The organism is Nitratireductor aquibiodomus NL21 = JCM 21793, from assembly GCF_000615975.1.
Classification (GTDB): Bacteria; Pseudomonadota; Alphaproteobacteria; order Rhizobiales; family Rhizobiaceae; genus Nitratireductor; species Nitratireductor aquibiodomus.
This window is the reverse complement of the sequence record NZ_BAMP01000047.1, coordinates 1-21706: the sequence shown is the minus strand read 5'-3', so window position 1 is coordinate 21706 and position 21706 is coordinate 1. Positions and strand designations below refer to the sequence as shown.

Annotated in this window: 15 protein-coding genes and 6 pseudogenes; 12 read left to right on the top strand and 9 right to left on the bottom strand. The window is 62.9% G+C overall.

Translation table 11 applies throughout. The annotated features are described in order from the left end of the window. Positions 1-95: 95 nt before the first annotated feature. A complete protein-coding gene (locus JCM21793_RS13695) occupies positions 96-542 on the bottom strand; it encodes a tRNA (cytidine(34)-2'-O)-methyltransferase (RefSeq protein WP_025030739.1) in 447 nt (148 codons plus the stop codon). A 730-nt stretch (positions 543-1272) separates the two neighbouring features. Here JCM21793_RS13695 and JCM21793_RS13680 point away from each other — a divergent pair. The 6 genes and pseudogenes from JCM21793_RS13680 (at position 1273) to JCM21793_RS13655 (ending at position 7108) form a co-directional block, all read left to right on the top strand. Beyond that, the gene (locus JCM21793_RS13680; protein ID WP_025030738.1) at positions 1273-1728 is read left to right on the top strand and encodes a hypothetical protein; all 456 of its coding nucleotides are present in this window, start codon (positions 1273-1275) and stop codon (positions 1726-1728) included. A 126-nt stretch (positions 1729-1854) separates the two neighbouring features. Continuing rightward, a pseudogene (locus tag JCM21793_RS25935) lies at positions 1855-3700 on the top strand (ABC transporter ATP-binding protein). Continuing rightward, positions 3697-5583: an ABC transporter ATP-binding protein gene (locus JCM21793_RS13670; protein WP_025030737.1), complete on the top strand. Its 1887-nt coding sequence runs from the start codon at positions 3697-3699 to the stop codon at positions 5581-5583. Before JCM21793_RS25935 ends, JCM21793_RS13670 begins: the two are co-directional and overlap by 4 nt. A 121-nt stretch (positions 5584-5704) precedes the next feature. After that, positions 5705-5902, top strand: a complete 198-nt coding sequence (locus JCM21793_RS13665) for a hypothetical protein (RefSeq protein ID WP_025030736.1) — start codon at positions 5705-5707, stop codon at positions 5900-5902. Positions 5903-5911: 9 nt separating this feature from the next. After that, positions 5912-6802 carry a LysR substrate-binding domain-containing protein gene (locus JCM21793_RS13660; protein WP_025030735.1) on the top strand — a complete coding sequence of 297 codons (891 nt, stop codon included), beginning with the start codon at positions 5912-5914 and terminating at the stop codon, positions 6800-6802. Positions 6803-6922: 120 nt separating this feature from the next. Beyond that, entirely contained in the window at positions 6923-7108 is a 186-nt protein-coding gene (locus JCM21793_RS13655) for a DUF1059 domain-containing protein (protein WP_007008748.1), read from the top strand. 23 nt (positions 7109-7131) lie between these two features. Here the strand turns inward: JCM21793_RS13655 and JCM21793_RS25930 are convergent. From JCM21793_RS25930 to JCM21793_RS13640, 3 genes and pseudogenes are all read right to left on the bottom strand, one after another. Continuing rightward, positions 7132-8398: pseudogene (locus JCM21793_RS25930) on the bottom strand (CCA tRNA nucleotidyltransferase). Beyond that, positions 8398-9036, bottom strand: a complete 639-nt coding sequence (locus tag JCM21793_RS13645) for a CoA pyrophosphatase (protein WP_007008746.1) — start codon at positions 9034-9036, stop codon at positions 8398-8400. The pseudogene JCM21793_RS25930 and the gene JCM21793_RS13645 overlap by 1 nt, the downstream one beginning before the upstream one ends. Then, a complete protein-coding gene (locus tag JCM21793_RS13640; protein WP_007008745.1) occupies positions 9033-9644 on the bottom strand; it encodes a DUF1285 domain-containing protein in 612 nt (203 codons plus the stop codon). Before JCM21793_RS13640 ends, JCM21793_RS13645 begins: the two co-directional genes overlap by 4 nt. Positions 9645-9853: 209 nt before the next feature. Between JCM21793_RS13640 and JCM21793_RS25925 the strand changes: the two are divergent. The 4 genes and pseudogenes from JCM21793_RS25925 to JCM21793_RS13620 all read left to right on the top strand — a co-directional run bounded on the left by JCM21793_RS25925 (position 9854) and on the right by JCM21793_RS13620 (position 16688). Continuing rightward, positions 9854-10875 (top strand): annotated as a pseudogene (locus JCM21793_RS25925) (AAA family ATPase). Between the two features lie 105 nt (positions 10876-10980). Beyond that, the gene (locus tag JCM21793_RS13630; RefSeq protein ID WP_025030733.1) at positions 10981-11820 is read left to right on the top strand and encodes a DUF58 domain-containing protein; all 840 of its coding nucleotides are present in this window, start codon (positions 10981-10983) and stop codon (positions 11818-11820) included. After that, positions 11817-14626: pseudogene (locus tag JCM21793_RS25920) on the top strand (DUF4159 domain-containing protein). The gene JCM21793_RS13630 and the pseudogene JCM21793_RS25920 overlap by 4 nt, the downstream one beginning before the upstream one ends. Before the next feature lies 1 nt (position 14627). Next, positions 14628-16688 carry a glutamine amidotransferase gene (locus JCM21793_RS13620; RefSeq protein WP_025030732.1) on the top strand — a complete coding sequence of 687 codons (2061 nt, stop codon included), beginning with the start codon at positions 14628-14630 and terminating at the stop codon, positions 16686-16688. A gap of 329 nt (positions 16689-17017) precedes the next feature. On the opposite strand, the gene JCM21793_RS13610 is transcribed toward JCM21793_RS13620, so the two are convergent. Further along, on the bottom strand, positions 17018-17527 hold the full coding sequence (locus tag JCM21793_RS13610; protein ID WP_025030731.1) for a GNAT family N-acetyltransferase: 510 nt from the start codon (positions 17525-17527) through the stop codon (positions 17018-17020). 276 nt (positions 17528-17803) lie between these two features. Here JCM21793_RS13610 and JCM21793_RS25915 point away from each other — a divergent pair. Next, positions 17804-18791: pseudogene (locus JCM21793_RS25915) on the top strand (glutathione S-transferase family protein). A 24-nt stretch (positions 18792-18815) separates the two neighbouring features. Here JCM21793_RS25915 and JCM21793_RS13600 read toward each other — a convergent pair. Next, on the bottom strand, positions 18816-19301 hold the full coding sequence (locus JCM21793_RS13600) for an NUDIX domain-containing protein (protein ID WP_007008739.1): 486 nt from the start codon (positions 19299-19301) through the stop codon (positions 18816-18818). 53 nt (positions 19302-19354) lie between these two features. Between JCM21793_RS13600 and JCM21793_RS13595 the strand changes: the two genes are divergently transcribed. Further along, positions 19355-20275 carry a metallophosphoesterase family protein gene (locus JCM21793_RS13595; protein WP_025030730.1) on the top strand — a complete coding sequence of 307 codons (921 nt, stop codon included), beginning with the start codon at positions 19355-19357 and terminating at the stop codon, positions 20273-20275. Positions 20276-20281: 6 nt separating this feature from the next. On the opposite strand, the gene JCM21793_RS13590 is transcribed toward JCM21793_RS13595, so the two are convergent. The 3 genes and pseudogenes from JCM21793_RS13590 to JCM21793_RS29495 form a co-directional block, all read right to left on the bottom strand. After that, positions 20282-20500, bottom strand: coding sequence for a DUF3955 domain-containing protein (locus JCM21793_RS13590; RefSeq protein WP_007008738.1), 219 nt, complete (start codon positions 20498-20500; stop codon positions 20282-20284). A 67-nt stretch (positions 20501-20567) separates the two neighbouring features. Further along, positions 20568-21179, bottom strand: a complete 612-nt coding sequence (locus JCM21793_RS13585; protein WP_025030729.1) for a hypothetical protein — start codon at positions 21177-21179, stop codon at positions 20568-20570. 143 nt (positions 21180-21322) lie between these two features. Then, positions 21323-21706, bottom strand: a pseudogene (locus tag JCM21793_RS29495) (alpha/beta fold hydrolase); the annotation flags it as partial.

Genomic DNA, 21706 nt, shown 5'->3' with positions numbered 1-21706 from the left:
ACCGTGCGCCCACCCGGGCGCTTAAAGGACGATCCACATCATTGCTGGCGCATCGGAACCATCGAAAGCCGGATTCCACTGTCCGGTTCGATGCGCTAGCGCAACTGCCGCAGCGCCTCGCCGGCGGCCATGGCCGCACTCATGGCGAGGTTGAGACTGCGCGCGCCTTCCTGCATCGGGATAAGCAGGCGGGCGTCGGCGGCGTCATGGACGCAGGCCGGCGCACCGACCGATTCCCGTCCGAAAAGAAGAATGTCGCCATCGGCATAGGAAAAATCGGTGTAGTGCGTCTCAGCTCTGGTGGTGAAGAGAAGGAGACGGCGCCCTTCTCCCCGGCTCCAGCGCTCGAAGGCCTCCCACGAAGCGTGGCGCACAAGCGCGGCCCGCTCGAGATAGTCCATGCCGGCCCGCTTCAGGTTCCGGTCGGACAGGTCGAAACCCGCCGGCTCGATCAGGTCGACGGTGAAGCCGAGGCAGGCGGCAAGACGGAGTATGGCCCCGGTGTTTCCGGGAATGTCTGGCTGGTAGAGCGCGATACGCATCTGGCTGTGTCTCTCGACATGGCTGGCTGTGGCTTTCCGGTTACACTTCCCGGTGGGAAAACGGAATGGCACGAAAGAGGGTGGCAAGCTGCTGCAACTGTGAGTATAAGCCCATCATTGTCAACGCGAACCGAAGGAGAAAAGCATGGATACGCTTCGACATTGCATGACTTGGCTCCACGCCTTTGGCCCGAAGGCCTGACGGCGGACTCGGTTCGGCACGCTTCCACTGATCTTTCAGGCAGCTACGCATCGCGGTCCGTCGGGATTACACCCCGCTTCTCAAGGACGTTCGCGATGCACAACCGCTTCCCCCGGCGGCCCTTCGGCCGCAACAACGACTTTGTCGTTCCGCAAATAGAACCAACCCGCCCGACCCTGCAGGATCGCAGGCTTGAGGCATGGGCGCTGACGATCGGCGCGACAACAATGCCCGATCAGGAGTCCCATCAACGGCGGCCACATCGCGGTCAGCTTCCAGACGTGGACATGAAACATGCCACGCCGGAGCGCCCCGCACTGTGGACGATGTTGCGGAAACTGTTCCAATGATGGAGCTTTCCGCCCACAAACATTCGTTACCCCCCGTCCCGCAGCACTGCGGGACGGGACAGAATGCGCATGTTCTTCTACAACCCTCAATGGTTGCCGCGCACACAGACGCTCTGGTCAAATCCGACCGCTGTCGTTATAAGGTGCGTCCCATCAACGAAAACCGCTGGAGGCGGCAATGGACATCAAGATGCTTACCTCCTTCGCCGGCCTGCGCCCGTGGACCACGCGCCGTACCAGGCCTGACGGCGGGTTTCGTTCTTCAGCTTTTTCACGACAGGCAAAGCAGCAAACGAGCGAATCCGCCGACCGTTTCTTCCGGTTGACACAATGGATTTGCATCATGACTGCACGCTTTCCCAACGGGGGCATCACGCCCCGCACGACAAGTTTCGCCAAAGCCGACCCGGCCGCCTCCGCGCTGCAGCGTGGAAATGACACCGCTCCTGCCACATCGCTTTCAGGAGCCTTCAAGGCCGCTCTCGGCAAGCCCGCGGATCCGCCGCATAATCAAGCCCTGAAAAAGGGCGCTGCCGGGCAACCACCTCTGTCGAGCGCCGGCCCCTTGAAGGGACCGGGGAAGACACGAACGAACAGCCCCGCGGCATCCGTGCCGCGCAAGGGCCATCGATAGCCGAAAGGCACCGCTTTCCCGCCAGCCGCCGCCCGCGGAAAAGCAAATGTAAAACAGACAATTAACCCGCAAACGTGAATCAAGACATCACGTTTGCGGGAACAAAAATGAAAGACGCCTGAGACAATGTTTCAATGGTTCGAACGAAGACTTGAGCCTTTCCCCGCGGAGGAGCCGCAGGAACCGCCTCGCACGTTCTTCGCCTTCTGCCTGCATTTTACGAAGGGCGCGTGGCCCTATGTGCTGCTGGGTACGTTTCTCGTGGCGGCCATCGCGCTCGCCGAGGTCTGGATGTTTGCCTTCCTGGGCGACATTGTCGACTGGCTGTCGGGGCGTGACCCGGCCACATTCCTGGACGAGGAAGGGCTGCGTCTTATCGGCATGGCAGGCTTCATTCTTCTGATCCTACCGGGGCTGATCCTGCTTACCGGCCTCAACAACCACCAGATTCTGATGGGCAACTACCCCATGCGCGTCCGCTGGCAGGTGCATCGCTACCTGCTCAAGCAGTCGATGAACTTTTATCAGGACGAGTTCGCCGGCCGCATCGCCACCAAGCTGATGCAGACGGCGCTGGCGGTGCGCGAATGCGTGGTCAAGACCTTCGACGTCTTCAACTATGTTGTGATCTATTTCGTCGGAATCCTGTTTCTGACCGCCTCGGCCGACTGGCGGCTGTCACTCCCGATCCTCTTCTGGCTCGGTGGTTACATCGCCTGATGGTCTACTTCATCCCGCGCTTGGCAAGGTTGCCGAGAAGCAGGCAGACGCACGCTCGGTCATGACGGGGCGCGTGGTGGACAGCTACACCAACATCCAGACGGTGAAGCTGTTCTCCCACGCGCAGCGCGAGGCCGGCTATGCGCGCGACGGCATGAACGGTTTTCTCCAGACCGTCTACACCCAGTTCCGGTATGTCACGAGCCTTTACGGGCTTCTCTATTTCCTGAACTCGGCCTGCCTTGTGGGCGTGGGCTATCTGTCGATCACTCTCTGGATTGCCGGGGAAATTTCCGTTGGTGCGGTCGCGGTCGCCATTGGCCTCGTTCTGCGTCTCTGGAACATGTCGCAGTGGATCATGTGGGAGCTGACGGCACTGTTCGAGAATGTCGGCACCGTACAGGATGGCATCAGCTCGATTTCGCTGCCGAGGCTGGTCGAAGACAGGCCCGGCGCAAAAGCGCTTGCGGTGCCCGAAGGCCGGATCGAGTTCGACGGAATCGGCTTTCACTACGGCAAGAAAGGCGGTGTGATCGAGGATCTGTCACTGACCATCAAACCTGGCGAAAAGGTCGGGCTGGTCGGACGCTCGGGCGCCGGCAAGTCGACGCTGGTCAACCTGCTCTTGCATTTCTACGACCTGGAGCGTGGCCGCATCGTGATTGACGGGCAGGACATTGCCGGGGTTACGCAGGATTCGCTGCGTGCCGAGATCGGCATGGTGACTCAGGACACCTCCCTGCTTCACCGCTCGGTGCGCGACAACATCCTCTATGGCCGCCCCGATGCAACCGAGGAGATGATGCTGGAAGCAGCCAGGCGCGCGGAGGCGATGGGCTTCATCGGCGGGCTGAGCGACCCGAAGGGCCGCAGGGGCTTCGATGCCCATGTGGGCGAGCGGGGCGTAAAACTCTCCGGTGGCCAGCGCCAGCGCATTGCCATCGCCCGCGTCATGCTGAAGGATGCACCGATCCTCATTCTCGACGAGGCGACCTCGGCGCTCGATTCGGAAGTCGAGGCGGCGATCCAGGAGAACCTCTATCGCCTGATGGAGGGCAAGACGGTGATCGCCATCGCTCACCGGCTCTCCACCATCGCCGCCATGGACCGCCTCGTGGTGATGGACAGAGGCCGGATCGTCGAGGAAGGCACGCATGACGAGCTGGTGGCCGCCGGCGGGCTTTATGCGGGCCTCTGGCAGCGCCAGTCCGGCGGGTTCCTCGATCTGGAAGTGAGTGAGGCAGCAGAATGAACAAAGACGAGAAAAGCAGAGAACCGCCCAGATCGGAAAGCCTCTGGCGCAGTGTCGAAGGGGTCATCGACCCCTTCGGCGACACCGGGCGCTCCGTGCTGCCGGTCAAGGCGCATGAGTTCATCCTGTTCTTCGCCCGACAGGCCAAATGGCCCTTTATCCTTCTTCTGATTGCCGGCGGCCTGATGGGCGCCGTCGACGCAGGACTTTACTGGGCGCTCGGCTGGCTGATCGATCTTCTGGATTCTTCCTCGCCGCAGACGCTGATCGCCGAACACTGGGAAAAACTCGCGGCCTTTCTCGTGCTGCTCCTGGTGATCCGCGCGGTGGTGATCATCGGCAACACGATCCTCGAAGAGCAGGTCATCGCCCCGGCCTTCTATCAGCGTGTGCGCTGGCAGGCGTTCCGCCGTGTGATCGAACAGCCCTACGAATTCTATCAGAACGACTTTGCAGGCCGCATCGCCACGAAGATTCTCCAGGGCGGCGAGGCGACCGGCGATTTCATCATCAACGTTCTGCAGACCATGTGGAGCTTCCTCACCTTCGTGGTGCTGGCCGCTTCCATCCTCACTGTGCTCGACCCTTTCATGGGGCTGGTGGTCCTGCTTTGGCTGGTGGCCTATGTGGCGATTGCCCGCTACCTGCTGCCTCCGCTGCGGCGGGCAGGCCGCCGCACGGCGGACCAGCGTTCGATCCTCAACGGGCGCATGGTGGACGCTTTTACAAACATTCTGGCGGTCAAGCTGTTCGACAGCGGGCAGCGTGAGCACTCCTATGTGCGCGAGGGCATGGCGCATTTCCTGAGCGCCGTGCAGACACTGACGCGCGCCATCACCCGTGTGCGCGTGACGGTTGCCATCGTCAACGGCTTCATGATGGCGGCGATCTTCGTTCTTGCCGTGTCCCGCTGGCTGGACAGCGCCATCACCACCGGTGAGATCGCGGCCGCGATGGGCCTTGTCTTCCGTCTCAACCAGATGTCGGGCTGGATGATGTTCAACATCAACGGACTGATCCGCAATTACGCGACCGTGCAGGATTCCACCACGGTGGTTTCGGTGGAGCCGGCAATCCGCGATGCGGAGGACGCGCTGGAAATGGAGCGTGCAAAAGGCGATATCCGTTTCGACAACGTCACGTTCAATTACGGCAAGGAAAGCGGCATCATCGAGGGGCTTGACCTGCACATCAAGCCAGGCGAGCGGGTGGCGCTGGTCGGCCCTTCGGGCGCCGGCAAGACCACGATCGTGAACCTGATGCTGCGGCTCTTCGAGGCCGAGCATGGAAAAATCCTGCTCGACGGGCAGGACATCACGCAGGTGACACAGGCCTCGCTGCGCGCCCAGTTCGGCGTGGTGAGCCAGGAGCCCATGCTGATGCATCGCTCAATCCGCGACAACATCGCCTATGGCCGGGGCAAGGCCACCGACGAGGAGATTGTCGCCGCGGCAAAGCGCGCCTCGGCCCATGAGTTCATCCTCGATGTGTCGGACCCGAAGGGCCGCACCGGCTATGACGCGGTGGTGGGCGAACGGGGCGTCAAGCTCTCCGGCGGCCAGCGCCAGCGCATCGCCATCGCCCGCATGATGCTGAAGAACGCGCCGATCCTCATTCTCGATGAGGCAACCTCGGCGCTCGATTCGGAGATCGAGGCAGTGATTCAGGAGAATCTGGAACGCCTCATGGAGAACAAGACGGTGATCGCCGTGGCGCATCGTCTTTCCACCATCGCCGCGCTCGACCGGATCATCGTGCTGGACCAGGGTCGCATTGTGGAGGAAGGCTCCCATGAGGCGCTGGTGGAACGTGACGGGCTTTACGCCCAGCTCTGGAAGCGCCAGTCCGGCGGCTTTCTCGGCGGGCGGATGGCGGCGGAGTAGCCGTTCCGGCAAGTGCAGGCGGCGGCGCGTAGAGCGTGGCCGCCTCTCCTTTCGCCATCCGGTCGAGATTGCGCATAGGCAGATCGGCCAGTTCCCGCATCGACATGGCACGAAGCGCCGGATGGGCCAGCGGATCGTCCTGCCATTCAGCTTCCTCCAGCGCTGTTCGGGCCTGCCGGTAGCGGACGCTGAAAGCCTGAAATTTTATCCAGAAAAACTGTATCATTGCATTCCCTTTTGCGAGGAATGGAGTTTTCTGCAGGCAAAATCACGCCATTTCCGCACCTTTTCAATGGAGATTGCCTGCGGGATGTTTTAGAAAAACTATATGAAACATCTGCCGAGGGTTCATCTGAACGGACTGCGCGCCGTGGAAGCGGTCGGGCGATGCGGCTCCCTGAGTGCCGCGGCTGAGGAGCTGGGCGTTTCGGTCGGAGCCGTAAGCCAGCAGGTCATCAAGACCGAGGCGCAGCTTGGCGCGGCGATCTTTGAACGGACGGGCCGCGGCATTCGTCCGACGACGCTCGGTCGGCAGTTTATCGAGCGGCTTGGCATCGGCTTTCACACGCTCGATGCGGCGGTCGCAATGACCCGGCATGACACGGATTCGGTCCTGACGATTTCTGTGGCGCCGGTTTTCGCCTCCAAATGGCTGGTGCCGCGGCTCACGCGCTACACCAGGGCGCATCCGGAGACCAAGCTGCGGCTGGAAGCGGCCATCGGCCTGGCCCACCCCGACAGCACGGACATCGACCTCGCAATCCGCGTCGGAGAGGGAAACTGGCCGGGGGTGAAGGTGGAACACCTGCTGCCGCAGGAAGTGTTTCCCGTCTGCGCGCCCTCGATTGCCAAAGCGCTCGAAACGCCGGAAGACGTGCTCACCGCGCCGATCATCCGCGACGCCAATTCCAACATCGAATGGGATGTGTGGCTGAAACCGCTTGGCCTGGACGAACGGGATCTGGCGGAAGGCGATACGTTCACCGATGCCGCGCTATGCCTCGATGCGGCAATTGCCGGCCAGGGCGTGATGCTCGCCTGGCACACGCTCGCCCATGATGCGCTCCGCGCCGGACAGCTTGTCGCCCCGTTCCGCGAGCGGGCGACAACGCGCTTCAGCTACTGGCTGATCACCTCGCAGAACCGGCCGGAGCCCGCCAGAGTGCGTGACTTCAAGGTCTGGCTGCGAGACGAAATCGCGCAAATGCTGGCGGAATAACGGTTGTCCTTACGGTAAGGCCTGCACGACAGGATCACGATTATTGTCACCGGCAACCTCTCGCCCCATTCCGTGTTATAGTCTATGGCACGCATAAACTGAGAACAGGAGGACAGTCTCATGAAGGAATTTCATTGCGGCTCGCTCGTTCCAGGCTGCGAGTGGCACACACGCCACGAGGAGGAGGCGGAAGTCATCCGTCGGGCAGCCGAGCATATGCGCGAGGCCCACGGTGAAACCGTGATCCGCGAAAGCATGGTGGAGGCCATCCGCTCGCGCATCGCTGAATCCCGCAACGCGGCCTGACCATGCGTATCCCGCCGGCGATCTCAGCCGGCGGACGAGATCATTGCCGCGGCGCGCTCCAGCAGCGCGTCGCGTTTCAACGAGAAATCCGAGGCGACCCACTCCTCCTCCAGCCGGGCGAGCACCTCCCCGACCGCCTTTCCCTTTTCCAGACCGAGCTTTGCCAGATCGTTTCCGTTGACCGGGAATGAGGGTTTTTCCCATGCATCGGCGAGCTTCATGAGACGGGTGTAGCCCGCAGCTCCATCAGCGCCCCGTCATCTTCGGAAGCCCGCGCGCGGGCGCTGACCAGCGCCAGTTTCAAACGCCGGGAAAGACCTTTTGCATCAGCCCTGTAGACAATTTTTCTGAATCCGCGTTCATCCAGGTTCGCCGCAGGCGAAGGCGCTTCCGCCCACCCTTCCAGCGCCGCCTTTTCGGCATTGGAAAGGCGTAGGCGCCTGCCAAGTTCGGTTATGCGGGCTCATAGGGCGGAATGATCGCGGCCAGCCGCAGAAGCGGGTCGGGCTGCCAGCCAAGTGTCTGCTCGGCCTCGATCAGCGGGCCAATCGTGTCGATGCCCCACTTTTCCGATTCCGGCAGGATTTTCGTCAGCACGCCGGTCTGGCGCATCCACAGGAGCGCGCGTGAGGGGTCGGGCGCGGACAGGAGCTTTTTCAGCTCGGCCCAGACGCGCTCGGCAGACAGACGCTCCAGCCCGTCACGGTGACGCGCACAGGCCTTCAATCCCGCAGCATCGGGGCGGCCCCGGCCATACCAGGCAAAGAAGCGGAAAAACCGCAGGATGCGCAGATAATCCTCGGTGATGCGCGTATCGGCATCGCCTATGAAGCGGAGTGTGCGGTTTTCCAGATCCGGCAAACCGCCGACCAGATCGACAATTTCGCCATCGGCGCGGGCGTAGAGCGCATTGATCGTAAAATCGCGCCGCTCCGCATCGTTGCGCCAGTCGCGTCCGAAGGTGACGCTGGCGTGACGGCCATCGGTTTCCACATCGGCCCGCAGTGTCGTCACCTCCCATGCGCGACCGTCGGCGATCACCGTGACGGTGCCATGATCGATGCCGGTGGGCGCGGTGCGGAAGCCGGCGCTGCGTGCGCGGCGCACGGTCTCACCCGGCTCCGTGGTGGTGGCGATGTCGATGTCGGTCACGGTCTGGCCAAGCAGCGTGTTGCGGACCGCCCCGCCGACGATGCGCGCTTCCTCGCCATCGGTGGAAAGAGCGGCAAGCAGCGTCTGGAGCTTTTCGTCGGCCAGCCATTTCGAATCTGAAATCAACCGCTTGTCCATCAAGCATAAAGTCTTTCGTAAAGAGTGCGAATGATGCCCGCCGTGACGCCCCAGATGAAACGCTCGCCGAATGGCATTGTGTAATAGAACCGCTCCTTCTCCTGCCACAGACGGCTCTCGCGCCGGTGGTTGGCGGGATCCATCAGGAAAGCGAGCGGCACTTCGAAGGCGGCATCCACCTCATCCGGGTTGATGTGCAAATCAAAACCCGGCTGCACGATGCCCAGCACCGGCGCGATGCGGTATCCGCTGCCGGTGGAATAATCAGGCATGCGGCCGACCACATCGACTGCACCCGGGAGAAGACCGATCTCCTCGTCCGCCTCGCGCAGCGCCGCCGCCTCTGGCGAAGCATCCTCCGGATCGATACGCCCGCCGGGGAAGGCAATCTGGCCGGAGTGACTGCGCAGCGCCTGCGTGCGCTGGGTCAGGATAACCGACGCACCGCCAGCGTGGTCAACAACCGGGATGAGCACCGCCGCATCTCGCAGACCCGGCCGCACGATCATCTCGCGCAGGTCGGGGTTCAGGCTGTGATCGCCATAATCCTGCGCTCCCGCAGGCCCCTGCTGACGCGCGGCGCGACGGCGAAACTCCTCGGCCGAAAACAGGGTTTTGGGCGGGCTTGTCATGGTCATTGCGACAGCCTGTGCAGTTCGGCAACGGGCATCACGGGGAAAACGGAGCCGCGCGAGCGAATGGCGAACATCGCCTGCCCGTCGACCTCGATCTCTTCACCCGCTTCCACCAAGTCATACATGACGGACCGCGCCACCAGCGCCTCGAGCCGTCCGCGCACATGCAGATAAGGCTTCAGTCCGCCGGTTTCGGGCTGATCCACAAACCGCAGTTCATGGTCCGGACCGGCTTCAACCACATCACCCACATTGGTGCGGAAAGTCAGCGCCTGATGGTCGCCCGCCCCACTCACAACCATCTCGACGGCAAGAAATGGAGCATCCTCGACGCGGATGCCGACTTTTTCCACCGGAGTTACAAGATAGGTTTTGCCGTCCTCATCCTTGCGCAAAACGGAGGAGAAAAGCTGCACCAGTGCCGGGCGGCCTATGGGTGTTCCCATGTAAAACCATGTGCCGTCCGCCCTGATCTCCATGTCGAGATCGCCACAAAAGGCGGGGTTCCAGCGCTCCACGGGGGGCACACCCTTGCCGGCGCGGGCAGCGCGGGCGATCAACGCCTCGAGACTGACAGCGTCTCCGGCCGATGCGAGACTTGATGTGCTCATGCTCTTTTCATTGTCCATGGTCACGAAATAGTCACTGTTGTTTCGCTTGTCAGCCTTGTTCAGTGTTTTAAATTTGCCAAAGGGACGTGACGGCACGAATCGCTTCATGCACGTGCCGCGTGATCCGTTACCGGCCCCGGAACGCTCCCCCAACGCTCCCGGGCCACATCGGGGCCACCCTGCGGGGCTTCAACAAGGATCGAGACGGCATGAGCATTGTTTCCAAAAACCAGATGCCGGGCGAGAAGCCCCTGAGCGACAAGGAGATGATCGCCGCGGCGGAACGCGCGCTGGCCGACATCGCAAAAGTGCGAGAGGGCGTCGGCAGGGTCATTTTCGGTCAGGAAGCAGTGGTGGAACGCACGCTTGTGGCCATCCTCGCCGGAGGCCATGCACTGCTCGTCGGGGTGCCGGGCTCGCCAAGACCAAATTGGTGGAAACGCTGGGCGTGGTTCTCGGCCTCGACGCACGGCGCATCCAGTTCACGCCGGATCTGATGCCCTCGGACATTCTGGGTTCGGAAGTGATGGAGCAGGATGAGAAGGGCAAACGCTCCTTCCGCTTCCTGCCCGGTCCGATCTTCTCGCAGCTTCTGATGGCCGACGAGATCAACCGCGCCAGCCCGCGCACGCAGTCGGCGCTCTTGCAGTCGATGCAGGAGTATCACGTGACCGTGGCCGGCCACCGGCATGACCTGCCCTCACCCTTCCATGTGCTCGCAACGCAGAACCCGCTGGAGCAGGAAGGCACCTACCCCCTGCCGGAAGCCCAGCTCGACCGTTTCCTGATGCAGGTGGACATACTTTATCCCGAGATCGAGGCCGAACGGCGCATCCTTCTGGAGACAACGGGCGTGGATGAGGCCGAGGCGGAAAACACGCTCTCGCCGGAACGGCTGAAGGAAATCCAGGTGCTGATCCGCCGCATGCCAGTGCCCGAAAGCGTGGTCGATGCGATTCTGCAACTGGTGCGCACGGCGAGACCCGGCGTCGGCAACCCCGACACCGACCGCCACGTGGCCTGGGGCCCCGGCCCGCGCGCCAGCCAGGCACTGACGCTGTGCGCCCGTGCCCGCGCGCTCTATGATGGGCGGCTGGCACCCTCGGTGGACGATGTGCGGGCACTGGCAGAGCCCGTACTCCAGCATCGCATGGCGCTGACATTCGCAGCGCGCGCGGAGGGCATGACGGTGCGCGATGTGATCCGGCGTCTCGTAAAAGCGCTCGACTGATGGGCCTCGTGCTCCAGATAGGATCTTGATGCAAAGATCGGCGAAGTTTCCACACCGGTCGCATCGAGCGATGCGCTGGTCCGTGCTCGCGCGCGGGCCGCGCTGATGCCCGACCTCCTGGTGGATGCAAGGCGCGTGGCCAACAATGTGATTGCCGGCTGGCACGGACGGCGCAAGCGCGGCATCGGCGAGAATTTCTGGCAGTTCCGCCCCTATGTGGAGGGTGAAGCGGTCTCACGCATCGACTGGCGACGTTCGGCGCGTGACGACCATCTCTACGTGCGCGACCGCGAATGGGAGGCGGCCCACACGGTCTGGCTCTGGGCCGACCCTTCACCATCCATGCTCTATCAGTCTTCGCTGGCGCCGACAGCCAAGGAAGCGCGGGCGCTGGTGTTGACCTTTGCACTGGCCGAGCTTCTGTCACGCAGCGGTGAACGGATCGCCTGGCCCGGCGTGACCGACCCGTTTTCAGCCCGCAACGGCGCCGAACGGCTGGCCGCACAACTCCTGCACACGCCCGACCTGCCCGCCCGGCCCGACCTTTTGCAGATCCGTCGTTTCTCCGACGTGGTGCTGGCGAGCGACTTTCTCGACCCGGTGGAAGAAACGATCGCCTGGCTCGACCAGCTTGCGAGCCGCGGCGCGCGCGCGCATCTGATCGAAATCGCCGATCCGGCGGAAGAAAGCTTTCCCTATGCCGGGCGCACCGAGTTTGCCGACCCTGAAACCGGAGAGAAGCTGACGGCGGGACGTGCCGAAATGCTGGCCGACGATTACCGCCGGCTCTATATCGCCCGGCGCGAGGAAATGGCCGGCTGGTGCAAGCGGCTTGGCTGGAGCTATACCGTGCATCACACGGACCGACCTGCCGCACAGGCGCTGGTCACCGTGCACAATGCCATGAGCGCGGATGCGGGCTTTGGCGCGGAGGGCGGCCTGTGAACTGGTTCTCCCTGACCTTCGCACAACCGTTTCTGCTGTGGGGCCTGATCGCCTTGCCGGTGATCTGGTGGCTGTTACGCCTCACTCCACCACGCCCGCAGACGGAAACCTTTCCACCGCTGAAAATTCTGGCGCGCGTGGCCAAACGCGAAGAGACACCGCACAAGAGCCCGTGGTGGCTCACGCTCCTCAGACTGCTGCTTGCCGCGCTGGTGATCCTGGCGCTGGCCGATCCGGTGCTGAACCCGCGCGAAAAGACAGCCGGCGAAGGAACGGCACTCGCCATCGTTCTCGACAATGGCTGGGCTTCGGCACCCGACTGGGAGGAGCGCGTGGCGACCGCATCGCGCCTGATCGAAGACGCCCGCGCCAATGAACAGCCCGTGGTGCTGGCGCTGACTGCGGAAGAGCAGAACCAGGAGATCGGGCCCTTCGATGCCGACACCGCTCTGGAGCGGTTGAACGCGGCGCAGCCACGGCCTGTACCGGCCAACCGGCCGGCGATTTTTGGACGCGTGGCAGGAGTGCTTTCCGATTTTCCGGGTGCGGCAATCGCAGTGCTATCCGACGGGCTGGCAATGAGCGGTGACGAAGCGGCCTTCGCCGAGCTTTTCTCCGGCGGGCCTGCCGAAGTGCTCTGGGCTGAACCGGAACGGCTTTCGCTGCTTGCCGCAACCGATGCGCAGAACATGGCGGAAGCCTTCGAAGTGACGGCGACGCGCGCAGCGGGCGACACCGGTCCCCGCCAAGCGGTCGCCTTTGCCAGCGACGACCGGGGCCGCCGCATAGCCGAAACGACAATCACGTTCGGCGCGGGCGAAACCCGGGCGACGGGCGCCGTGCGTCTTCCCTTCGAGCTGCGAAACGACTTCGTGTCCGTGGGTATTGAGGGCCAGAATCAGGCCGCCGGCCTGCGCGTGCTCGATGAAAACAGCAAACGCCGGCGCATTGGCCTGATTTCGCAGAGCGAGGCCGATCAGGCGCAGCCACTGCTTTCGCCGCTCTACTACATCGAACGGGCGCTCGCGCCCTTCGCGGACCTCATGCAGCCTTCCAGCGCCGAACTGACGGAAGCGCTGCCGGAGCTTCTGGAGCAAAACCCGGCGGTCATCGTCATCGCCGATGTGGGTACGCTGCCGGCAGCCCCGCGTCAGGCGCTGATCGACTGGGTGAACGGCGGCGGCACGCTGGTGCGCTTTGCCGGACCGCGTCTGGCTGCTGCCGACAATGACGAAGACCTTCTGCCCGTGCGCCTCAGGCTGGGTGAACGTTCACTGGGCGGTGCGCTCTCCTGGACCGAGCCGCAGCCCGTGGCGGAATTTCCGCCCAATGGTCCCTTCTCCGATCTCGCGCCACCGCGCGACGTGACGGTGAACCGGCAGGTTCTGGCCGAACCCTCGCCCGACATCGTGGAGCGGAGCTGGGCAAACCTGGCCGATGGCACACCACTGGTCACCGGCGTTTCGCGCGGAGAAGGCCAGATCGTGCTCTTTCACGTAACGCCCGAAGCCACCTGGTCGAACCTGCCGATTTCCGGCAGTTTCGTGGAAATGCTGCGCAGGATCGTCCAGCTCTCCCGCAATCAAGGGGCGCTCAACAATACGGGAGCAGAAGGCGGGCGAGCGCTTGCACCGTATCGCCTGATTTCGGCGGAGGGGCGCCTCGTGCCGCCCTCCGGCGAGGCCGAGCCTCTTACCCCAAACACAAACGCCGTGACACTGAAACATCCCCCGGCCTCTATGGCAGTGAGGAAGGCGTGGTGGCGCACAATCTGCTTGCGCCCGACGCGGAGCTGATCCCGATCACGCGACCCGAGGCCTCTGCCCCGATCAGCGCCATTTCCTACGGTCTCGACGAGCAGCAGCCTTTGAAAGGCCCGCTCTTTGCTACAGCCCTTGCCCTTCTGGCGCTCGACACACTCGCCGTACTCTGGCTCGGGGGGCGGCTGCGCCGCAAACCGAAACTGGCGAAGGGTGCGGCCACCCTATTGGCCATCGCCCTGACCCTTGCCATGATGTCACCGGATGCAGCCCGCGCGCAGGACGAGCGCGCCGGCGAGGCGGATGCGATCGAGGCGATCTCGCAGACACGCATAGCCTATGTCATCACTGGACTTTCCTCGGTCGACGCCACGAGCCGCGCCGGTCTTCAGGGGCTGTCGACCTTTCTCGCCGCCAAAACGGCTCTGGAGCCGGGCGCTCCCGCCGGCGTCGACATTGCTACGGATGAACTCTCTTTCTATCCCCTGATCTACTGGCCCATCGACCCTGACGCACCGATGCCGAACGAAGAGGCCATCGCCCGTATCGACGCCTACATGCAGTCTGGCGGAACGGTTCTTTTCGATACGCGCGACCAGTATTCGAGCGGGTTTGGCTCGGATGCCGTGACACCGGCCACGCAGCGCCTGCGCGATATCCTTTCCGGCCTCAACGTGCCGCCGCTGGAGCCGGTGCCGGACGACCACGTGCTGACGAAATCCTTCTTCATCCTGCCGGAGTTTCCGGGGCGCTATCGCGGCAGCCCGCTCTGGGTGGAAGCATCGCTCGATTCCTCCACCCGCACCGACCGGCCTGTGCGGGTGGGCGACGGGGTAACGCCAATCATGATCACCGGCAACGATCTGGCCGGGGCGTGGGCGCTGGACGCCAGCGGCGAACCGCTTCTGCCGACCGTGCCCAACGACCCGCTGCAGCGCCTTTATGCCTATCGCGCGGGCGTCAACATCATGATGTACATGCTCACGGGCAACTACAAATCGGACCAGGTGCATGTGCCGGTCCTGCTGGAACGGCTGGGGCAATAGCATGAACTGGTCGCTCAGTTTCGAACCATTTTTTTCCTGGCCCGTTCTCGCGGCGCTGCTGATACCCGTGGCGCTCCTTGCATTCGCCGGGCTGTGGACTCGGCAGCGCGGCGCGTGGCTCAGACTTGCAGCACTGGCAGCACTTGGCGCTGCGCTGGCCAATCCCGTGCTTCTCGATGAAGAGCGCGAACCGCTCAAAAGTGTGGTGGCCGTGGTGGTCGACGAGAGCCAGAGCCAGACCACCATCGACGGTCGCAGCGCCATGACCGACGAAGCGGCTGCCGGTCTGGAGGCAAGACTCGCCCGCTTCCGGGAATTCGAAACCCGTGTGGTGCGCACCGGGCGCACCTCCTCGGCAACAGAGAACGCACAGACGCATCTTTTCGAGGCACTCGACAGTGCGCTGCGTGACGTGCCCCCCTCCCGCGTTGGCGGCGCGGTTCTGATCACCGACGGGCAGGTGCATGACATTCCCGATAATGCGGCAGCGCTCGGCGCCCCGATCCATGGCCTGATCACCGGCGAGGCCGACGAGATGGACCGCCGCATCCGCTTCGAACGCGCGCCGCGTTTCGGCATTGTCGGCAAGCCGCTGGAAATGACCTATCGGGTCATTGCCACCGGCGACCAGCGCGGGCCGGTGGATGTCCGCGTCATCATCAATGGCGAGGAGCTCTTCATCGAAGAGGCGCTGATCGGCCGCGAGACGCTGCTCGAGATCGACGTGCCGAATGCCGGTCGCAACATCATCGAACTGGCCATAGACCCCGTCGAGGGGGAACTGACGGATGTGAACAACCGCGCAGTCGCACTCGTTGACGGCATCCGCGAAAATCTGCGCGTACTGCTGGTTTCGGGCGAACCACATTCGGGCGAGCGCACATGGCGCAATCTTCTGAAATCCGACGCCTCGGTGGATCTCGTTCACTTCACCATTCTGCGCCCGCCGGAAAAGCAGGACGGGACGCCGATCAACGAGCTTTCGCTGATCGCCTTTCCCACGCGCGAACTCTTTGTCGAGAAGATCGACGATTTCGACCTGATCATCTTCGACCGCTACCAGCACCGCGATGTGCTACCGATCCTCTACTACGACTATATCGCCGAATATGTGGAGAATGGCGGTGCGCTGCTGATCGCGGCGGGCCCGGAATTCGCCGGCAACCAGTCCATCGCCCGCACGCCACTGATCGCTGCCCTGCCCGGCCTTCCGACAGGCGACGTGGTGGAACAGGGTTTCTATCCGCGCCTGACCGAGACGGGCGAACGCCACCCGGTGACGCGCGGCCTCGAAGGTGCGGCGTCCGAGCCACCCGCCTGGAGCCGCTGGTTCCGCCTGATCGGCATCGACCGGCCAGACGGTCAGGTGGTGATGCAGGGAGCCAACGAGCAGCCGCTTCTCATTCTGAACCGCAAGGGCGAGGGTCGTGTCGGCATGTTCCTCTCCGATCAGGGCTGGCTGTGGGCCCGCGGATTCGAGGGCGGCGGCCCGCATGTGGCGCTCTATCGCCGCATTGCCCACTGGCTGATGAAGGAGCCGGAGCTCGAAGAAGAGCGCCTTTCGGCCGCCGGCCGCGGCATGCGGCTCGAGATCACACGCCAGACAATGGACCAAAGCGCGCCGCAGGCCGAGATCACCACGCCTTCCGGGAACACGCTGTCGGCCGAGCTCGGCCCCGCCGGGCCCGGCCGCTTCTCCACAAGCCTGGAGACGAATGAAATAGGCATCTACAGCATCGCCAATGGCGATCTGACAACGCTCGCCCATGTGGGACCGGTGAACGCGCCGGAATTCGGCGACATGATCTCCACGGAGGAAAAGCTTGCACCGGCCGCCGATGCGACAGGCGGCTCGGTGCGCAGAATTGCCGATAACGACCTGCCCAATATCGTACCCGTGCGCCGCACCGGCAGCGCATCGGGCAATGACTGGATCGGGTTCAGAACCACCGATGACAGCATCCTGAAAGCCGTGCGCCGGGTTCCTGTCTTCACCGGGCTTCTGGCACTGGCGCTGCTGCTCTTCGCTTTTGGCGCCATGTGGTATCGCGAGGGGCGCTGAACGCCGGCGCCCAAGCCGGATGATTCAGCAATTGTAGGTCACCGGCTCGCCGGCGCTGTTCCGTGTTTCGCAGAGGCGCTCTTTTCCCGGAAAGCCGCCCTTCACATAGGGTGGCGGGGTGGCGCTCCCCGTCAGTGCGCCCGGCCCGCGCTGCTCCACGCTGTAGGGTTCGGGAGAAAGACATCCTGTCAAAAGGAGAGAAGCGCAAGAAAATATTATGAAATAACGCATTTATTCTTCTCTGTACAAATTTCTACAATAACAAATATAATCACAATTCACCTATCAATAGGCGATCTGTATTCCACAATTAGTTCCCAGAGTCGAGATTATCTTGCAAGTGCGGCGTGCGTAACGTCGCCCTTCAGCGTCGCCACCGCCCCCTTTTGCAGTTCAGCGGCCAGAAGGCGCTCTGCATCGACGGGGCGCGGCATGGAAAGCTGGCCGTAGGAAATTTTCTGAAAGCCGAGCGGGCCATAGTAAGGGGCATCGCCGACCAGCACGACCGAGCCCGCGCCGGCTTCGCGCGCGGCCTCGACGGCAATGGCCACAAGCTTGCGGCCAATGCCTATGCTCTTGAAGGCGGGCCGCACCGCAAGCGGGCCGAGCAGGAGCGCCCGCCCCTCGCCGGCTGCGATCCATGTCATGCGAACCGAGGCGATGACGTGGTTTTGATGAACGGCCACGAAGGAGAGTGCCCGGTCATGCGGACCGCCCTCTCGAATTTTATAGGCAGCGCGCGTGAAACGGCCGGGGCCGAAGGCTTCTTCGTTGATGAGTTCGATTTCAGCGTCGTGGGCCGGCTCTTCCGGCAGGTAATGAATGTCGGCAGAAGACATGATCAGTTATCCGGTGGTCTACGAAAGGTGGAGGCGGCCACGGGCGCGCCTGCCCCATACCAGGGGCCTTCAGTCCTTTCGTCGTCGCTCCACCAGAAACCGGGTCATTGCCGTGCATTTTCCTCGCTGAATGGAATTTTCGCTACCAGCATTTTCCTGGCCCGTCCACTGCAACTTTGCCGCTGAAACGAAATTGTTGACGCAGCGTTTACGCTCCGAACGGTTGGGTTTTCAGGGCCGATGCCCTACATCCGGCGCAAACAAAGGAGTTTTTGAATGGGTTTGCTCGTTGAAGGTGTCTGGCATGACAAGTGGTATGACACGTCGAAAACCGGCGGCCGCTTCGAGCGGTCCAGGTCGCAATTCAGGGATTTCGTCACAAGGGACGGCGCGCCGGCAGAAGGCCGCGAGCGCGGCTTCAGGGCCGAACCCGGTCGCTATCATCTCTATGTCTCGCTTGCCTGCCCCTGGGCACACCGCACACTGATCTTCCGAAGGCTGAAGAAGCTGGAAGATGTGATTTCCGTATCGGTCGTCCATCATTTCATGGGCGAGAACGGCTGGACGTTCCTGAAGGAGGACGGCGCCACGGGCGACGACCTCTACGGTTTCGACTTCATGCACCAGATCTACACAAAGGCAGACCCAGGCTATTCCGGTCGCGTCACGGTGCCAGTGCTGTGGGACAAGAAGACGGAAACCATCGTCTCCAACGAGTCGGCAGAAGTCATCCGCATGCTGAACGGGGCGTTCGATGAATGGGGTGACGCAAGTGTGGACTTCTACCCCGAAGATCTGCGCAGCGAGATCGACAGCATCAACGCGCTTGTCTACGACAACATCAACAATGGCGTGTACAAGGCAGGCTTTGCGACAACGCAGGAAGCTATGAAGAAGCGTTCGGAGCACTCTTTGCAGCACTCGATCAGGTTGAAGAGCGGCTCTCACGCCAGCGTTACCTCGCAGGCGACCGGCTGAGCGAAGCGACTGGCGGCTCTTCACCACGCTTGTGCGCTTCGATCCGGTCTATGTCGGCCATTTCAAGTGCAACCTGCGCCGCATCGCCGACTATCCAAATCTGTCGAATTATCTGCGCGAGCTCTACCAGGTGCCGGGCGTGGCCGGGACGGTCGACCTGCTGCACATCAAGGCGCACTACTATGGCAGCCACAAGACGATCAACCCGAGCGGCGTGGTGCCTCTTGGGCCGGAACTTGACCTGACGGCCCCGCACAATCGCAACCGGCTGGCGAAGGCAGCCTGAATTTGCCACACGCCAGGGCGCGCGCTACCACTCGTCCGAGACGGGCGCGTCCTCAAATATCTCGGCAATGCGGCGACGGGTGCCTTCGCTGGTGCCGGCGGGCAATGCGTCCACCGGGAAGAACCGCGCCTCGGCGATCTCACGGTCAGGCACATGCGGGTGTGTCTGGCGGAAACGCGTGATCAGATAAACCGCCACATGATCGCGGTTGCTGGCCATGCGGTTGAAGTGAAAAGACTTTAGTTCGGGCCGTGCGAGAAGCTCGATATTGCCTTCTTCAACCAGTTCACGCGCAAGGGCCGCTTCGGTGCTCTCGCCGGGCTCCACCCCACCGCCGGGAAAGTGCCAGCCCTTCACATAGGTGTGTCGCACCAGAAACACCGCGTGGTTTTCCTGATCGTAGACGACCCCGCGCATGCCCAGTGTCATGGGGCGGCTCAGGCGCAGCCAGAAATGGAAAAGCCGGGCGCTGAGAGGCGGCCAGGGGCGCTGCGGGATCGTTACGTTCATATGCTGCATCCTGTGGGGTGGTCAGGGCGTTTTACGTGTTCTACACACGAAGCATGTTTCGCCTCGCGCATTTTTCCGACATCCATCTGGGGCCTCTCCCCGCCATAAGCTATCGGGAGCTCGCTTCCAAGCGCATCACCGGCTACATCAACTGGCGGCGCAACCGGCGGCTCAATCTCGACCACGGGCTGATCGACCGTATCACCGACGACATGCTGGCGGCCGCGCCCGATCACATTGCGCTTACCGGCGATCTCGTCAACCTTGCACTCGACAAGGAGATCGAGATGGCGCGGCTTTGGCTGGAAAGTCTCGGCCCGGCGGACAAGGTTTCGGTGGTGCCCGGAAATCACGACGCCTATGTGCCGGGGGCGCTGGCACGCTGCTGCCGCGCCTGGGCGGCCTATATGACCGGCGATGACGGCAGGCAGCCGAAAGGCAAGGGTGGCTTCCCCTATCTGCGTGTGCGCGACAGGATCGCCATCATCGGCGTTTCCTCGGCACGCGCCACCGCGCCTTTTCTGGCGAGCGGACATTTCTCCAGGGCACAGGCCAAACAGCTTGCAAAGATGCTCGATGCCACGAGGGAGGCCGGGCTTTTCCGGGTCATCATGATCCACCACCCTCCGGTACGCGGCGCGACCCACGCAGCGAAACGGCTCTATGGCATCAAACGGTTCCAGAAGCTTATCCGCAAGCACGGTGCCGAGCTTGTGCTGCACGGGCACACCCACAAGCCGACCGTGCATCGCATCGATGGGCCGAATGGAGAAACAGTGCCTGTGGTGGGTGTTGCCGCTGCCGGTCAGGCCCATGGGAGCGCCAAGCCGCCCGCGCATTACAATCTGTTCGAAATCGACGGAGCGCCAGGCGGCTGGGAAGTCCGCTTCTCCCGGCGCGGTGTCACCGATGGCAATGGCACGATCGGAGAGGTTTCAGGGGCCTTGCTCAGCGGCGAGAAGCAGGTCGGCTGACCACGCTCAGGACGTGCGAAGCCGCCTCCTCCACACGGCGGTGCCGGCACAAACTATTCCGACAGCCACGCCAAGCGCCAGAGACATGGCGCCAAGCTCCATCAGGGCAAACGGTTCATGCAGAACGCCTTCTGCATCGACGTAGCTGCCGATCCTGACCACAGCAGCCAGACAGGCAATACCCACGGAAGTCAGAAACAGGGCGCAAAAAAACAGAAACTTCATAACAATCACTCGCAATCGGCCCCTTCAACCCAGGGTAAGCCGATAAACGAGGCGAAAATTTGTGGCTTCAGAAACGGGACAGAAGCGTCTCCAGTTCGGGAAAACGGTCCCACATGGCGACGGCAACGGTGACGACACCGACCACGCCCCCCAGAAGCACGAGCCCGAGACCACCGAAGAAGCCGCGCCACGCGCTCCTGTAAGGCGCAGCAGACGCAACCGCTTCTTCCGTCTCGCTGTGGCGCGGCAGCACCTCGACATCGCCCTCAATGGCGCGGTGGCGCTCGACCATACGCTCGGCAATGTAGCGGGTGACCTGATCCGCGACCGGCGCGATATCTGTGCTCTCGGCCAGGACCACCCGGCCAAGCCGCGTGTCGCGCAGGAAGCGGTAGGTCCGGCGATCCCGTCCCATCGCCACATGGGCGACGGCATCGATCCATAGTCTCGGCTGCTCTCCCGAAGAAATGGCAAAGTCGAAGGAAGGATCGTCCGCCGGCACATCGGCGAAGACCGGCTGCAGCTCCTGGGCCAGCAGCTCGAGCCGCGTGCGGCTCGCCTCACGCATGTCGACGACCACATCCGCCCTGTCGGCAGCCGCGTTCTTCATCTCGCGCATGGCGTCTGAAAGACTGCGCACATTGGTAACCGAAACGGCGGACTGACCAGCCTCACTCATGGGCGGGACTCCTGACGAAACTTAGCGTTAACCCATCGTTAACATGGCTAAAACAGAAAATCATCACGTTTTGTTCCGCTACTGAAAGCGGCGTAAACAAGCCAAGTTTAAGCAAAACGCGATGAGAAAGCCGAATATTGCAGTCAGCCCGCACCAAGGCTCGCAGCGATAATGCGCGCCGTTTCGGCCGGTGCTTCCTCCGGCAGCATGTGACCGCAGCCCGGCAGGCGGTGCACGACAAACGGCTCCGGCAACCCGTCGGCCTGATGCGCGGGCAAAACCGCATCGCACGCGCCCCAGGCCACATGAACAGGCATGGAAAGCGCCTCAAGCATGGTTTTGGGAAACGCGCCCTGCGTCCCGTCACGCACAATCAGTGAACTGATTTCAATGAGTTCTTCCCGCTGACCGGAAACCGAACCAAGCCTGATCGCCTCTTTCACAACGCTGGCCGGGACCCGCGCCTGCGGGCCGAACATGCCCTGCACGGCAGCGGCCATCTCCTCATCCGTGCGTGCCTCGGCGCG

Bases quoted from the DNA above. Each gene is read 5' to 3' on its own strand.
- JCM21793_RS13695 (WP_025030739.1), bottom strand. From the start codon at position 542: ATGCGTATCGCGCTCTACCAGCCAGACATTCCCGGAAACACCGGGGCC.
- JCM21793_RS13680 (WP_025030738.1), top strand. From the start codon at position 1,273: ATGGACATCAAGATGCTTACCTCCTTCGCCGGCCTGCGCCCGTGGACC.
- JCM21793_RS13670 (WP_025030737.1), top strand. From the start codon at position 3,697: ATGAACAAAGACGAGAAAAGCAGAGAACCGCCCAGATCGGAAAGCCTC.
- JCM21793_RS13665 (WP_025030736.1), top strand. From the start codon at position 5,705: ATGGGCCAGCGGATCGTCCTGCCATTCAGCTTCCTCCAGCGCTGTTCG.
- JCM21793_RS13660 (WP_025030735.1), top strand. From the start codon at position 5,912: ATGAAACATCTGCCGAGGGTTCATCTGAACGGACTGCGCGCCGTGGAA.
- JCM21793_RS13655 (WP_007008748.1), top strand. From the start codon at position 6,923: ATGAAGGAATTTCATTGCGGCTCGCTCGTTCCAGGCTGCGAGTGGCAC.
- JCM21793_RS13645 (WP_007008746.1), bottom strand. From the start codon at position 9,036: ATGACCATGACAAGCCCGCCCAAAACCCTGTTTTCGGCCGAGGAGTTT.
- JCM21793_RS13640 (WP_007008745.1), bottom strand. From the start codon at position 9,644: ATGAGCACATCAAGTCTCGCATCGGCCGGAGACGCTGTCAGTCTCGAG.
- JCM21793_RS13630 (WP_025030733.1), top strand. From the start codon at position 10,981: ATGCCCGACCTCCTGGTGGATGCAAGGCGCGTGGCCAACAATGTGATT.
- JCM21793_RS13620 (WP_025030732.1), top strand. From the start codon at position 14,628: ATGAACTGGTCGCTCAGTTTCGAACCATTTTTTTCCTGGCCCGTTCTC.
- JCM21793_RS13610 (WP_025030731.1), bottom strand. From the start codon at position 17,527: ATGTCTTCTGCCGACATTCATTACCTGCCGGAAGAGCCGGCCCACGAC.
- JCM21793_RS13600 (WP_007008739.1), bottom strand. From the start codon at position 19,301: ATGAACGTAACGATCCCGCAGCGCCCCTGGCCGCCTCTCAGCGCCCGG.
- JCM21793_RS13595 (WP_025030730.1), top strand. From the start codon at position 19,355: ATGTTTCGCCTCGCGCATTTTTCCGACATCCATCTGGGGCCTCTCCCC.
- JCM21793_RS13590 (WP_007008738.1), bottom strand. From the start codon at position 20,500: ATGAAGTTTCTGTTTTTTTGCGCCCTGTTTCTGACTTCCGTGGGTATT.
- JCM21793_RS13585 (WP_025030729.1), bottom strand. From the start codon at position 21,179: ATGAGTGAGGCTGGTCAGTCCGCCGTTTCGGTTACCAATGTGCGCAGT.